We start from the raw sequence: 14,249 nt of genomic DNA, 5'->3' as shown, positions 1-14,249 counted from the left end.
CGGCGGGCGGACGCTGCCGAAGAGGAGCCGCCGGCCGTACCCGGCCGCGGGGTGCTCCCGCCGGCCGAGCCGACCGGTGTGCTGCACCCGGACGGCGCGGGGAGTTCCCGCCGTCGGGGGAATGCGGGATAATCAGCAGCATCCGATCCTCCGGAGGTTCCCGTGCGACTGAGCAACGTTCCGCTCCGGCTGGCCACCGGCGCCTTCATCCTCAATTCCGGGCTGGGCAAGCGCGATCTCCCGCCCGAGGCCGCGGCCGGGCTGCAGGACATGGCGAGCAAGGCGCTCCCCCGGCTCGGGAAGATGCGGCCGGAGACGTTCGGCCAGACCCTGTCGACCGCCGAGATCGGCGTCGGCGCCCTGCTGCTGGCCCCCTTCGTCTCCCCCGTGGTGGCCGGTTCCGCACTGACAGCGTTCAGTTCGGGCCTGCTCGCGATGTACTGGAAGATGCCCGGCATGCACGAGGGCGGATCCTTCCGCCCGACCCAGCAGGGCACGCCGATCGCCAAGGACGTCTGGCTCCTCGGGGCGGGCCTGTCCCTGATCATCGGCGGGATGTCCAGGTAAGGGTCCCGTCGCGGGTTCGGCACGACGCACCGTGGGTACCGCCGACACATGAACACACGACGCACAACCCTTATCGCAGGCGTGTCCCTGACCGCACTCGTCGTCGCGGGGTGCGGCGGCGATGATTCCTCGACGGAGAACCAGGCCACCGTCGAGGCGCCCCCCACCTCGGAGACGACGACCACCGGCATGCCCACGGCACTGCCCGGCACGGACGGAGTGGCCTTCGAGCTGCCCGGCGCAGGCGGTGGCGACGACAACGCATTCACCTACGACGAGGCCGCCGTCCCAGTCGGTTCGACGGTGACCGTCGAATCCGAGGAGGAGGGTGGACGCACGACGGTCACGCTCGAGGCGAGCGGGCTGGCACCCACCCGTGACTTCGGCGTGCACGTCCACACGCAGCCGTGCGGGCCGCAGCCGTCGGACGCCGGTCCGCACTATCAGAACGACGTGGACCCGGCGGCCACCCCGCAATCCCCGTCGACGGATCCCGCCTTCGCCAATCCCGGGAACGAGGTCTGGCTCGACATCACCACCGACGGCAACGGCAACGCTCAGGCGTCGACGACGGTCGACTGGGAGTTCCGCGACGACGAGGCGAATTCGGTGGTGCTCCACGCCGAGCGCACCAAGACCGGCCCCGGGGAGGCCGGCATGGCCGGTGCTCGTCTGGCCTGCGTCGACGAGGACTTCTGACCGGGGTCCGACCGCGGAAGGTGGACCGGACACATCGGGCAGGTGTCGTGCGGTGCCCCATACCGGCGTATGGAGATACCTGCAGGTACGGTGCATCCATGCGCGCGCGTCCCTATGCCACCACCAGCCCCACGCGTCTCGCCGCTGCCCTGCTCGAGGTCGCGGCACGGATCGGGCTCGACGGCGCCAGCGTGCGTGAGGTGGCCAGCCATGCGGGTGTATCGATCGGCGCCGTACAGCACCACTTCCCCACCAAGGACGAGATGCTCGCCTACTCGTTCCGATCGCTCGCCGAGCGGGTGCTGACGCGGTTGAGCACCGTCGACCCGGACATCGATCCGGCGCGCACCCTGTTCGCGGCGCTGAGCCAGTTGCTGCCGCTCGACGAGCAGCGCACCGCCGAGGCACACGTGATGGCGGCGTTCACCGTGCGCGCCGCGACGTCGCCCTCGCTGAGCACGATCCGGCACACCACGTTGTTCACGATGCGCACCGCGGTGTCCGCCGTCCTGATCCGGATGGGCACCGCGGAGGCCGAGACCCGGGCCGCACTGCTGCTGGCCGCGGTCAACGGCCTGGCGCTCGACGCGATCGCCAGTCCGGAACTGTATCCGCCGGAGTACCTGACCCACGCGCTGCACACCCAGATCCAGCTGTCGCTCGACGGCGCCGACGCCCGCTGACTGCTTCCAGAATGCTTGTGGCCGAATGTCACACGCGGTCGATCTGATCGACGCGATGTGACATTCGGCCACACACCCACGCACCACGCACCCCGGGGGTGGGTCAGCGCGCGGTCCAGCCGCCGTCCATCGTGTAGGACGCGCCGGTGACCATGCCGGCGTCGTCCGACGCCAGCCACGCGACGAGGGAGGCCACCTCCTCGGGTTTGACGAGCCGCTTGATCGCGGGTTCGGTGAGCAGCACGTCGGCGAGCACCCGCTCCTCGTCGATGCCGTGCACCCGGGCCTGATCGCCGATCTGCTTCTCCACCAGCGGGGTTCGCACATAGCCGGGGTTGACGCAGTTGCTGGTGACGCCGTGCGGACCGCCCTCGACGGCCGTGACCTTCGACAGCCCCTCGAGGCCGTGCTTGGCGGTGACGTACGCGGACTTGAAGGCCGACGCCCGCAGGCCGTGCACCGACGACACGTTGACGATGCGCCCGAAACCGCGCTCGTACATGTGCGGAAGGACCGCCTTCACGAGCAGGAACGGCGCTTCCACCATGAGCGTCTGGATGCGGCGGAAATCGGTGAGCGCGAATTCCTCGATCGGCCGGACGACCTGGATGCCGGCGTTGTTGACGAGGATGTCCACCTCGAGCCGGAGCCCGTCGAGCTGGTCGGTGTCGAGCAGGTCCACCCCCCACGCCCGTCCCCCGATGTCGTGGGCGAGGGTCTTGGCGGCCACCTCGTCGACGTCGGCGACGGTGACGTGCACGCCGCGGGCGGCGAGTTCCCGGGCACAGGCAGCGCCGATGCCGCTCGCTCCGCCGGTGACCAGTGCGGTGCGGGCACTCATGCGGGCACCGCCGTCTTCTCGGCGTCGACGGCCCGCACGTCCGCGGCGTCGACGTCGCGCAGGCTGATCCCCTTGGTCTCCCGGGCGGCGACGACGGCGATGATCGTCACCACCGACGCCACGGCCAGGTAGACCGCGATGGGGACGGCGCTGCCGTAGCGGCTGAGCAGGGCGGTCGCGATGATCGGTGCGAGCGAGCCGGCGACGATGGAGGTCACCTGGTAGCCGAGCGAGACACCCGCGTAGCGCATCCGGGTCGGGAACATCTCGGCCATGATCGCGGGCTGACCGGCGTACATGAACGCGTGGAACACCAGGCCGATGACGATGGCGGACATCACCAGGGCGTTGTGGCCGCTGTCCATCATGGGGAAGGCGAAGAAGCCCCAGGTGCCGGCGGTGACGGCCCCGACCATGTACACCGGGCGGCGGCCGAAGGTGTCGGACAGGCGCCCGACGACGGGGATGATCGCGAAGTGCACGGCGTGCGCGGCGAGCATCCACCACAGGATGGTGGCGGTGTCCGCGCCGACGACCACCTTGAGGTACGTGATCGAGAAGGTGACGACGAGGTAGTACATGACGTTCTCGGCGAAACGCAGGCCCATGGCGGTGAACACACCGCGCGGGTAGCGCTTGACGACCTCGACGACGCTGTACGAGCTGGACTTCAGCTGCTCGGCCTCACGCTGAGCCTCGAGGAAGATCGGTGCGTCGGTGACCTTGGTGCGGATGTAGTAGCCGACCAGGACGATGACCGCCGACAGCCAGAACGCGATGCGCCAGCCCCACGAGAGGAACGCCGCGTCGGACAGCGTCGTGGTCAGGACCAGCAGCACGACGGTGGCGACGAGGTTGCCCATCGGGACGCCGGCCTGCGGCCACGAGGCCCAGAAGCCGCGGGAACGGTCCGGGCTGTGCTCGGCGACGAGCAGCACCGCGCCGCCCCACTCGCCACCCACGGCGAAGCCCTGCACGAAGCGCAGCGTGACGAGCAGCGCGGGCGCCCAGTAGCCGATGGCGCCGAAGGTGGGCAGGCAGCCCATGAGGAAGGTGGCGACGCCGACGAGCACGAGACTGGTCTGCAGCAGCTTCTTGCGGCCGAACTTGTCACCGAAGTGCCCGAACACGACGCCGCCGAGGGGCCGTGCGACGAAACCGACGGCGTATGTGACGAACGCCGCGATGATCGCGTCGAGTTCGTTGCCGTTGTCGGGGAAGAAGACCTTGGAGAACACCAGGGTGGCGGCGGTGCCGTAGAGGAAGAATTCGTACCACTCGACGACGGTGCCGGCCATCGAGGCGCCGACGACCTTGCGCAGACCCGAGGTGGGGGTCTCGTCCGGTGCGTGGCCGCCGGGCCGCGACTGTTCGACACTCATGGGTTCGTCCTCCTCGATCCGACTGTGACGGGCAACACTTCTGAAGGCATGTGCCGAGTATCGATGCGCAGATCTGCATGCACAATGACGCGATCCGCAGAGCAGATCTGCAAGAATGCACATATGAGCGCGCCGTCGGCCGATGACCTGCTGGTTCTGCTGGCCGTCGGCCGCACCGGTCGGTTCACGACCGCCGCCGAGGACCTCGGCGTCAACCACACCACCATCGCCCGTCGCATCGCGGCGCTCGAGAAGAGCCTCGGCGGGCGCGTGCTGGCCCGCGCGTCGGGCGGGTGGGAACTCACCGAGCTCGGCCGCTCGGCACTCGCCGCGGCCGAGCGGATCGAGGCCGCCGTGTCCGGACTGGCCGGTCCCGGCGGGGACCGCGGCCTCGAGGGTGTCGTGCGGGTCTCGGCCACCGACGGTTTCAGCGCCTACATCGCGGCGCCGGCCGGCGCGCTGGTGCGGCGACGGCACCCGGGCGTCGCGGTGGAGATCGTCGCGGCCACCCGTCGCGCGTCGCAGCAGCGGTCCGGGCTCGACCTCGAGGTGGTGGTGGGACGCCCCCAGGTGCATCGGGCCGAGGCGCACCGGCTGGCCGACTACACCCTCGGCCTGTACGCGGCGCGGGCCTACGTCGACGAGCACGGCGCTCCCACGACGGTGCGCGAGCTGGGTCGTCACCCGCTGGTGTACTTCATCGACTCGATGCTGCAGGTCGACGACCTGGACCTGGCCCGTCGCATCGCCCCGGACATGCACGAGTCGGTGAGTTCGACCAACGTGTTCGTCCACGTCGAGGCCACCCGCGCCGCGGCCGGGGTCGGGTTGCTGCCGTGCTTCATGGCCGACCGGCACGCCGACCTGGTGCGGATCCTGCCCGCGGAGGTGGAGGCGCGGCTGAACTACTGGATGGTGGCGCGGTCGGAGACGCTGCGCCGGCCGGAGGTCGCGGCCGTCGTCGCAGCGATCCGCGAGACCGTGCACGCCCAGCGTTCCGTCCTGCTCGGCCGCCCCACCGCGTGACCCACCACCCGGCCGCCGCGCACGTGACCGAATGTGACATCGCAGTCGATAGTCTGACCAGATGTCACATTCGGCCGGGGACGCGCGGGCAGGGGCCGGCCGGTTCGCCCCGAGCCCGTCGGGCGACCTGCATCTCGGGAACCTGCGCACGGCGGTCCTCGCATGGCTGTTCGCCCGGAGCACCGGGCGCCGGTTTCTGCTCCGCGTCGAGGATCTCGACCGGGTCCGGCCGGGCGCGCAGGAACGTCAACTCGCCGACCTCGCCGCACTGGGCCTCGACTGGGACGACGAGGTCGTCCACCAGTCGCGGCGGCTGCCGCTCTACGACGCCGCGATCGCCCGCCTCACCCGCGCGGGTCTGACCTACGAGTGCTTCTGCACCAGACGCGAGATCCAGCACGCGGCGTCCGCGCCGCACGCCCCGCAGGGCGCCTACCCGGGCACGTGCCGCACGCTCACCGAACCCGAGCGGGCAGCGAAACGGGCATCCGGCCGGCCGGGCGCGATCCGCCTGCGGTCCGGCGCCTCGACCTTCACCGTGCACGACGTGGTGCACGGCGACTTCACGGGTGTGGTCGACGACCTGGTGCTGCGCCGCGGCGACGGCATTCCCGCCTACAACCTGGCCGTCGTCGTCGACGACGCGGCCCAGGGCATCGACCAGGTGGTCCGCGGCGACGACCTGCTGACCTCCGCTCCCCGGCAGGCCTACCTCGCGGCGCTGCTCGGGCTTCCCGTGCCCACGTACGCGCACGTGCCGCTGGCGCTCAACGTGCACGGCAAGCGCCTCGCCAAACGCGACGGCGCGGTGACGCTCACCGACCAGGCGGCGCTGGGCCATACCGCAGCCGACGTGCTGGGCCGGATCGCGGTCTCGCTCGACCTGGCGGACAAGGACGAACCCGTCACATTGGGACTGCTGCTCGAGCGATGGGATCCGGCCCGGCTCCCGCGGGAGCCGTGGGTGTACGACGGCGGCTGGTGACACCCTCCGCGCGCCCGGCACCGGTCCGTTTCGTGCCGCTCGTCCGGCTCGCGGAAGTTCCGGTGATCGTGCAATTCGGACGCGTCGGACGTAGTGTGCGCAGTCGACAACGCGATTGGCTCCACCCTCCCCTCGAGAAGGATCCGATGACGACCGGCGGTTACGACCCCAGCAAAGAGCCCTACAACCAGGGCGGCGAACCCGACCCACAGCAGGGCGGCTACCCGCCCCCTCCCGGCAGCTATCCCCCGCCCGGGAACTACCCGCCCCCGCAGGGCAACTACCCGCCTGCCGGCGGTTACCCACCTCCGCAGGGCAACTACCCACCCCCCGGTGGCTATCCGCCACCGCCGGGGAACTACCCGCCGCAGGGCGGCTACCCGCCCCCTCCGGGCAACTACCCCTCGGGCGGTAGCCAGTACGGCGGATTCGGCGCCCCCACGCAGCTCAACGTCGGCGAGGCCATCGGCTACGGCTGGAAGAAATTCAGCCAGAACGCGGGCGTCTGGATCGCCTTCGTCGTCGCGGCGGCGCTGATCCAGTTCGTGATCAACGTGATCTTCGGCGGCTTCGACACGAACGAACTGTCGGCGCTCAGCATCATCGGCGCGATCGTCAGCGTGTTCGTCAGCATCCTGATCCAGGCCGCCTACGTGCGCGGCGCGCTGCACGAAACCGACGGCAACCGCCCGTCGTTCGGGTCCTTCTTCCAGTTCGAGAACATCGGCGCCGTGGTCGTCGCGAGCCTGCTCGTCTCGCTCATGACCGTGGTCGGCTTCATCCTGCTGATCATCCCCGGCTTCATCGTCATCTTCCTGACCTGGTGGACGCTGCAGTTCGTCATCGACCGGAACGAGCAGCCGGTGGACGCGATCAAGTCCAGCTTCCGGGCCATCTCGTCCAATGTGGGGCCGCTGCTGCTGCTGGCGCTCGCTCTGGTGGGCATCAACATCCTCGGTGCGATCCCGTGCGGGCTGGGTCTGCTCGTCACCATCCCGCTCACGATCATCGCTTCCACCTACGCCTACCGGGTGACCACCGGACGCGGCGTCGCACCCTGACGGGTACGGCGTTCCACGAAGCGGCACGTCACGAATCACGAGGACCACGATGACCAGCGGGGGCTACGAACCCACTTCCGATCCGCAGGATCCGAACAAGCACCCGGGCGCACAGCCGTACGGCCCACCGCCCGGGTACGGCCCGCCCCAGGGTTACCCACCGGGCTACGGCACGCCACCGCCCGGCTACGGTCCGCCGCAGGGCCCGCCACCGCAGTACGGCGCTCCCCAGTACGGCGCTCCCCAGTACGGTGCTCCCCAGTACGGTGCTCCCCAGTACGGCGGCCCCCAGTACGGCGGGGCACCGCAGCAGCCCGGTGACCCGTACGGCGGGGCACCGTACGGGTCACCGCCGGCGGGAGGCCCCGCCGGGTACGGCCCGCCTCCCGGCTACGGAGCTCCGGGCTACCCGCCCGGCTTCGGTTCCTCGCGCCCGCAGATCGACATCGGCGCCGCCCTGAGCTACGGGTGGCGCAAGTTCAGTGAGAACGTCGGCGGCTGGCTGAGCCTCGCCGGGGTGATCGTCGTGGCCGCCCTGGTGTTCGGCGCCCTGATGTTCGGGGTCGTGATGGCCTCGACCACGACGGACCGCTACGGCTACAGCACCGGCATGTCGGGCGTCGGGATCGCCGTGATGATCGTGCTGATCGTCGCGTTCGTCATCGGCATGCTCGTCGTCCAGGCGGCCGGGGTGCGCGGGGCCCTGTACGAGCTGGACGGTCACAAGCCGGCGCTCAAGGACTTCTTCCGCGTCGGCAGCCTCGGTCCCATCCTGCTCGTGTCCCTGCTCATCGCGCTGGGAACACTGCTCGGTTCGCTCGTCATCGTCGGTGGCATCGTCGTCGCCTTCCTGACCGTGTGGGCGCTGCACTTCGTCATCGACCAGCGGCAGGACGCGGTCACGGCGATCAAGTCGAGCGCGTCCGCGGCCGCGGCCAACGTCGGGCAGCTGATCCTGCTGTGGCTGGTGCTGTCCGCGATCAACTTCGTCGGCGCGCTGCTGTGCTACGTCGGCCTGCTGGTCACCGTGCCCGTCACCACCATCGCCTACGCGTACGCCTACCGCGTCGCCACGGGTGGGCGCGTAGCTCCCTGACAGCAGGTCGCGGGCCCCGGATCCGCCGGGCCGGGGTCCGCGTCCTGTTCGTCCGTTCTTCGCCTTCCGCCCGCCCGAGTGCTTGGATGGCCGGGTGACAGAGCACGTGCAGACCCAGCAATCCGACCACACGCACTTCGCCCGCGTGGTCCGCAGCCACTACCCCGGACTGGTGGCCCTGTTCACGGCGGTGCTCATCATCTCCAACGTCGCCGCCGGCAAGGGCGTGGCATTCTTCGGCGACGCCGAATGGGCGCTCGGCCCGCTACAGGTCCTGCCGATCATCACCGACGGTGCGTTCTTCCTGTTTCCGCTCGCCTACATCGTCGGCGACGTCCTGAGCGAGGTCTACGGCTTCGCCGCGACCCGGCGCGCCGTGTACTACGGTTTCGGCGCGGTGGCGCTGGCCGCGCTGTGCTTCTGGATCGCCCAACAGCTGCCGCCCGCCGATTTCTACGAGAACCAGCCTGCGTTCGAGGCGGTCCTCGGGGTGGTGCCGCGACTGCTGCTGGCCGGTCTCGCCGGTTACCTCGTCGGGCAGCTGCTCAACTCCTACGTGCTGGTGCGCATCAAGGAGATCACCAAGGAGAAGCACCTGTGGGCTCGGCTGATCGGCTCCACCGTCGTCGGCGAGTTCGCCGACACGCTCATCTTCTGCGCGATCGCCGCCGGCGTCATCGGCATCACCACGTGGGCGGACTTCGTCAACTACGTGGTGGTCGGGTTCCTGTGGAAGACGCTCGTCGAGATCGTCGTCATGCCGGTCACCTACGCGGTCATCGCGTACGTGAAGCGGCGGGAGCCGACCTACGCCGAGTGACGGCAGCCGACGCGGACCGCCGGGTCCTCGCTCACCGCCGCGCGTAGAACCGGCCCAGGGTCTCGGCCTTGTGCTCCTCGAAGTATCCGCCGTCGACGGCGGCGCGGATGTCGTCGACGAGCCGCACCGTGAACCGCTCGTTGTGGATGGTGCACAACGTGGACGCCAGCATCTCCTTGGCCTTGAACAGGTGATGGATGTACGCGCGCGTGTAGTGGCGGCAGGTGTAGCAGTCGCAGTCCTCGTCGATGGGGGTGAAGTCGCGGCGGAACCGGCTGGTGTTGATGTTGAACCGGCCGTCCGGGTAGTAGATGGCCGCGTTGCGCGCCACCCGGGACGGGTTCACGCAGTCGAACGTGTCGACGCCGTGCTCGATCGCGACGAACATGTCGTCGGGTTCGCTGATGCCGAGCAGGTGCCGCGGCTTGTGCTCGGGCAGTTCCTCGGTGCACCACCGGACGATGGTGCCGAGGTTCTGCTTCTCGAGGGCGCCGCCGATGCCGTAGCCGTCGAAGCCGCGGCCCGACTCGCCGACGACCGATTCGAGACCGCGGCACGCCTGCCGGCGCAGGTCCTCGTACTGCGCACCCTGCACCACCCCGAACAGCGCCTGGTACGGACGGTGGGCGCGTTGCGCCGTGAGCTTCTCGTGCTCGGCGATGCACCGCACCGCCCACGCCTGGGTCCGCTCGACGGACCGCTCCTGGTAGCCGCGGGTGTTCATCAGGGTGGTCAGCTCGTCGAACGCGAAGATGATGTCGGCGCCGAGCTGATGCTGGATGCGCATCGACGCCTCGGGCGTGAACCGATGCCGGGAGCCGTCGAGGTGGGACTTGAAGGTGACGCCGTCGTCGTCGACGTGCGCGAGCCGCTCCTTGCCTTCGGCGATGACGTCGTCGGACTGCACGCCCACGGCGTCCATCGCCAGGACCTTCTTGAAGCCGACCCCGAGGGACATCACCTGGAATCCGCCGCTGTCGGTGAAGGTGGGCCCGTCCCAGTTCATGAACTTGCCGAGCCCACCGGCCTCGTCGACGATGTCCGATCCGGGCTGCAGATACAGGTGGTAGGCGTTGGCGAGCAGCGCCTGCGCCCCGAGTTCCTTCATCGCCTCGGGCAGGACCGCCTTGACCGTCGCCTTGGTACCCACACCGACGAACGCCGGGGTGTGGATGTCACCGTGCGGGGTGTGGATCGTGCCGGTGCGTCCGAGTCCGTTGTCGAGCCGGGTACCGACGGTGAAGAACGGGTCGGGCGGGGTGGGCACGGCGGAAGCGGTGGTGCTGGGGTCGGTCACGTCGGTATCCAATCACGAGGTCCGGTCACGGCGCCGACGGCAGTCGCACGGCGAGGGCGAGGACGGCGACCCCGCCGAGCGCGAGCACCGCACCCACGGCGGCCGGCGCGGTGTAGCCGAAACCCGCGGCGATCACCGCGCCCCCGATCCAGGCGCCGAACGCGTTCGCGAGGTTGAACGCCGCGTGGTTGAGCGACGCGGCCAGGGTCTGGGCGTCCTCCGCGACGTCCATGAGCCGGATCTGCAGACCCGGCCCGACCGCGGCGCAACCCGCGCCGAGGAGGAACACCATCGCCAGGGCCGTGTACGGGTTGTGCGCGGCCGCGACGAACACGGCCAGCAGCACCGCCAGCGTCGTCATGGTCGTGAAGATGCCCGGCACCAGGGCCCGGTCGGCGACGCGGCCGCCGACCACGTTGCCGAGCACCATGCCGAGCCCGAAGAGCATCAGGGCGACCGGGACCAGCGCCTTCGACACTCCGGCGACGTCGGTCAGGGTGGTGCTGATGTAGGTGTAGACGGCGAACACGCCGCCGAAGCCGATCATCGCGACCGCGAGCGTCATCCACACCTGCCCGCGCCGCAGCGCGCCGAGTTCGGTCCTCACGCTGGTGGTGCGGATCGCCAGGGCGGGCACCCACGCGGCGATCGCGGCGACGGTGACCGTGCCGATCACCGCCACCAGTGCGAACGCGGAGCGCCAGCCCAGCGCCATGCCGAGCCACGACGCGACCGGCACGCCCACGACGTTCGCCACCGACAGGCCCATCATCACCAGCGCCACCGCCCGGGCGCGCTGCCCGCGGCCGGCCAGATGCGCGGCGACGAGGGCGGCGACCCCGAAGTACGCGCCGTGCGGCAGCCCGGCGACGAACCGGGAGGCGACGAGCAGTCCGTAACTCGGCGCGAGCACCGTCGCCGCGTTGCCGACGGTGAAGGCGATCATGAGCGCGATCAGCAGCGCCTTGCGCGGCAACCGGGCAGTGAGCGCCGCGATCAACGGCGCACCGACGACGACACCGGCGGCGTACGCCGACACGACGTGCCCGGCGGTGGGTTCGGATACCCCGAGGCCGGTCGCGATGTCGGGCAGCAGGCCCATCGCGACGAACTCGGTGGTCCCGATGCCGAATCCGCCGAGGGCGAGCGCCCACATCGCCCGGGCCCGCCGCGGCCGGGCGTCCGGTGTCGTGGCGGCCGCGGGGGCGGCCACCGGTGCTGCGGAGGCAGGTGGGCATGCGGATGCCGTCGTCGTCATGAGCGGGAACCTTCGAATAGTGCGGGATGCGCTGGATCGTGTCGGCGTGCGAAACCAGCCGAGTCTCCATTCTCGTGCACACGCCGAGCCGACCTCGAATCGGGAGGACGTGAGTTCGGCCACCCCGGCACGAGCCGCGCCGGCGAGGGAGCGGTCCACGACCTGCCGCGCCCGAGACGACGTCCACAGCTCGCGCCGCGATCCGGCCGCCGCACCCGCAGCGGCGATAACCAGTCCCATTCTGCGGCAGTTGCTTTCGGAGACCACCACGACCGGCACAGGCGACGGGGTTCACCGGTCCGCGCCGGCCGTTCGGATGCACGCGGCCGGAGCGCCCCGCCGGCGATCCGGTACCGGTTCGCCGGGCGCGCACGTGCGAATGCCGACGTCCGGAGAATTCGTGTCGCTCGTCACCTCGTGGACGCGATCGGCACCGGAGCCGCACGCCGTACCGCACGAATCTTCCTGCGCGACAACGCTACTTCGACCCCACCGAGACTCCCGGAGTGCAGCCGCCGGTCTCCGTCAGCAGACCCGGCGCCACCGCGACGGCGCCCGCGTCGTCGCCGTGATCGTGCTCCGCCCGGCAGCCACGAACGCAGCCACACTTCGTGGTGGTCGTCCACGACCGGGCGCGGCGACAGATCGTCCGTGTCAACGGATCTGCGCAGGCACCATCGCGAAGAAGCGCGCCGGGTTGTCCGTCCGCAGCCGCATGCCGGCGGCACCGCCGAGCACCAGGGGCCGCGCGTAGGGCCGCTCGGAGCCGAGCAGCACCCGGTCCTCGCCCAGACGCGCGGTCACCGCCGCGACGACCTCCCGCCCGTACGACGACGTCTCCACATAGACCCCGGCCCCGGGGATGCCGCCGGGACCGCCGCGCATCGCCATCCGATCGGCATGCAGCGGGGCCAGGCCGGCGAGCATCGCGAACAGGACCCGCAGCGCCGGGAACCGGCGCGACCCGAACTCGTGCCAGGCGAACCAGGCGGCGTGCATCTGGGTCACGTACGACACCATCGCCGGCCACCACGGCGGAGCGCCGGGCGCGGCGGCCGGACCGGGATGCACGAACAGCGGCTTGTGTGCCCGCTCGAGTTCCGCCAGCAGCGGCGCGCACCGGTCGAAGCCCGCCGAGTCGGCCAGGGCCGTCGCCGGCAGCTGCAGACCCACGCAGCCGGCCGCGAGGACCTCACGCAGTGTCTCCGGGTCGGGTTCGGCGAGACCGGCTGCGGCCCACACACCGAACCGGTCTGGCAGGCTCAACGCCCCCTCGTGATACGCGTCGAGCAGCGGCCGGGACTCCTCGGCGGGCAGCTCCTCGATCCCGAGCGGGCTCGACAGCGACACCAGCGCCAGATCGATCCCGTCCCGGACCGCGAGGGCCGTCCGCGCGGCGACCGAATGATCTGCGGGGTCGACCCGGTACGGCGGCTCGCCCGGCAGGTGCAGCACCCAGCCGTCGAGCCGGGGCGGCGCACTGCGCGCCCGGAGGGCGTCGACGAAGGACGCCGGCCACACATGTTGATGCACGTCGACGCGGGGACGTCGCCTCATGCGTCCACGTTCGCCGCCGCGCGCCCCCGTGTCAACCGTCGTTCGCATCCCGGCGATGAACCCGGACGGCGCGAGGCCCGGTGGCCACCCCCCGCGGCCCGGACCCGCCACGCCGTACGTACTGTATGTACGGTGTCGGCCCGGACCTTGCCCGGCGCGATCGACCCGCACGCCTCCGCCCGGACCCCGCCGAGGCGCTCGCGGCCCCTGCTGGACGTGTGCCCCTTCGACGCGGACACCCCACGGCACTAGCCTGGGACCGAGCGTGTTCGCCGATCGTCGGAAGGAGCACTCCGTGCCTCCGCATTGCGATTCCATGGACGGCCCCGTCGTCAAGGCCGCCGAGGCGGCGCTGGGCGACGACAACGTCGAGCTGATCCTGCCGTTCGTTCCCCTCGAAGCCGAGGACGAGGTGCGCACGGCGTTCGAACGGGCGACAGCCGCGCGCGCGGAGGGTCCGATCGCCCACGAGGTGGCCGATCTCTACTTCTTCGACACCGTGGTCCGGCTGCACCGCGCGGGCGAGGGTGCCTCGTTCACCGGCGTGAAGCCTGCGGGCGGCGACGTCGGCCCTGTGATCCCGTTGGCCGAGCGCGCGATCGAGACCGGCTCGATCGAGAAGCTCTACGCCTTCCTGTCCGCCGAACTGCACCGGCAGTTGCAAGCGCGCCTGGAACGGATCGTCGCCCTGGCCGACGCCGTGACCACCGCGGAGCGGCGGGAGTACACCGAGGCGATGCTCGGCTTCCAGGTGTACAGCCATCACCTCTACAAGAGCATGCACAGGGATCCGCACGAGGGCGGGCACCCACACGGCTGATCCGGGCGCCGCCCCGACGGCCTCCCGTGACGCCCTCACCTCGACATGTGATGCCGTCACATCGACATGTGTGAGGCCGTCACATCGGCATGTGTGAGGCCGTCACATCGGCATCATGTGATGCATCGGCATTCCTGGCATCAGCATGTGGTGCATG

The 14,249-nt window shown here is 70.6% G+C and carries 14 protein-coding genes; 9 read left to right on the top strand and 5 right to left on the bottom strand.

What is annotated here, in order from left to right; all coding sequences use genetic code 11:
* Window positions 1-162: 162 nt before the first annotated feature.
* The 3 genes from LZP97_RS22780 (at window position 163) to LZP97_RS22770 (ending at window position 1,949) form a co-directional block, all read left to right on the top strand.
* Window positions 163-567, top strand: a complete 405-nt coding sequence (locus tag LZP97_RS22780) for a membrane protein (protein WP_010594882.1) — start codon at window positions 163-165, stop codon at window positions 565-567.
* A 48-nt stretch (window positions 568-615) separates the two neighbouring features.
* Window positions 616-1,266 (top strand): superoxide dismutase family protein, encoded by a 651-nt coding sequence (locus tag LZP97_RS22775; protein WP_040273568.1) that lies wholly within the window; start codon window positions 616-618, stop codon window positions 1,264-1,266.
* 98 nt (window positions 1,267-1,364) lie between these two features.
* The gene (locus LZP97_RS22770) at window positions 1,365-1,949 is read left to right on the top strand and encodes a TetR/AcrR family transcriptional regulator (RefSeq protein WP_017681591.1); all 585 of its coding nucleotides are present in this window, start codon (window positions 1,365-1,367) and stop codon (window positions 1,947-1,949) included.
* A 103-nt stretch (window positions 1,950-2,052) separates the two neighbouring features.
* On the opposite strand, the gene LZP97_RS22765 is transcribed toward LZP97_RS22770, so the two are convergent.
* Together LZP97_RS22765 and LZP97_RS22760 are read right to left on the bottom strand one after the other, a co-directional pair.
* Complete coding sequence (locus LZP97_RS22765) at window positions 2,053-2,790, bottom strand: 3-hydroxybutyrate dehydrogenase (protein WP_040273565.1); 738 nt, start codon at window positions 2,788-2,790, stop codon at window positions 2,053-2,055.
* Window positions 2,787-4,172: an MFS transporter gene (locus LZP97_RS22760; protein ID WP_040273563.1), complete on the bottom strand. Its 1,386-nt coding sequence runs from the start codon at window positions 4,170-4,172 to the stop codon at window positions 2,787-2,789. Before LZP97_RS22760 ends, LZP97_RS22765 begins: the two co-directional genes overlap by 4 nt.
* Before the next feature lie 123 nt (window positions 4,173-4,295).
* Here LZP97_RS22760 and LZP97_RS22755 point away from each other — a divergent pair, with 123 nt between their 5' ends.
* The 5 genes from LZP97_RS22755 (at window position 4,296) to LZP97_RS22735 (ending at window position 9,160) form a co-directional block, all read left to right on the top strand.
* Entirely contained in the window at window positions 4,296-5,198 is a 903-nt protein-coding gene (locus LZP97_RS22755; protein WP_040273560.1) for a LysR family transcriptional regulator, read from the top strand.
* 61 nt (window positions 5,199-5,259) lie between these two features.
* Complete coding sequence (gluQRS, locus tag LZP97_RS22750) at window positions 5,260-6,183, top strand: tRNA glutamyl-Q(34) synthetase GluQRS (protein WP_040273559.1); 924 nt, start codon at window positions 5,260-5,262, stop codon at window positions 6,181-6,183.
* Between the two features lie 146 nt (window positions 6,184-6,329).
* Window positions 6,330-7,244, top strand: coding sequence for a membrane protein (locus LZP97_RS22745; protein ID WP_040273663.1), 915 nt, complete (start codon window positions 6,330-6,332; stop codon window positions 7,242-7,244).
* 49 nt (window positions 7,245-7,293) lie between these two features.
* Window positions 7,294-8,340 carry a hypothetical protein gene (locus LZP97_RS22740; protein WP_040273557.1) on the top strand — a complete coding sequence of 349 codons (1,047 nt, stop codon included), beginning with the start codon at window positions 7,294-7,296 and terminating at the stop codon, window positions 8,338-8,340.
* Between the two features lie 94 nt (window positions 8,341-8,434).
* On the top strand, window positions 8,435-9,160 hold the full coding sequence (locus LZP97_RS22735; protein ID WP_017681596.1) for a queuosine precursor transporter: 726 nt from the start codon (window positions 8,435-8,437) through the stop codon (window positions 9,158-9,160).
* Window positions 9,161-9,191: 31 nt separating this feature from the next.
* Here the strand turns inward: LZP97_RS22735 and tgt are convergent, their stop codons facing one another.
* The 3 genes from tgt to LZP97_RS22720 form a co-directional block, all read right to left on the bottom strand.
* Window positions 9,192-10,457, bottom strand: coding sequence for a tRNA guanosine(34) transglycosylase Tgt (tgt, locus tag LZP97_RS22730; protein WP_040273555.1), 1,266 nt, complete (start codon window positions 10,455-10,457; stop codon window positions 9,192-9,194).
* A 25-nt stretch (window positions 10,458-10,482) separates the two neighbouring features.
* Window positions 10,483-11,715 (bottom strand): MFS transporter, encoded by a 1,233-nt coding sequence (locus LZP97_RS22725; RefSeq protein WP_051009387.1) that lies wholly within the window; start codon window positions 11,713-11,715, stop codon window positions 10,483-10,485.
* Window positions 11,716-12,369: 654 nt separating this feature from the next.
* Window positions 12,370-13,272 (bottom strand): amidohydrolase family protein, encoded by a 903-nt coding sequence (locus LZP97_RS22720; RefSeq protein WP_072786591.1) that lies wholly within the window; start codon window positions 13,270-13,272, stop codon window positions 12,370-12,372.
* Window positions 13,273-13,567: 295 nt separating this feature from the next.
* Here LZP97_RS22720 and LZP97_RS22715 point away from each other — a divergent pair, with 295 nt between their 5' ends.
* Window positions 13,568-14,092, top strand: coding sequence for a DUF6448 family protein (locus LZP97_RS22715; RefSeq protein ID WP_230831719.1), 525 nt, complete (start codon window positions 13,568-13,570; stop codon window positions 14,090-14,092).
* Window positions 14,093-14,249 lie beyond the last annotated feature (157 nt).

It is taken from the genome of Rhodococcus sp. DMF-1 (assembly GCF_021441945.1).
In the GTDB taxonomy this organism is placed as follows: domain Bacteria; phylum Actinomycetota; class Actinomycetes; order Mycobacteriales; family Mycobacteriaceae; genus Rhodococcus; species Rhodococcus ruber.
The sequence above is the reverse complement of the archived record's forward strand: the minus strand, read 5'-3'. Positions and strand labels throughout refer to the sequence as shown.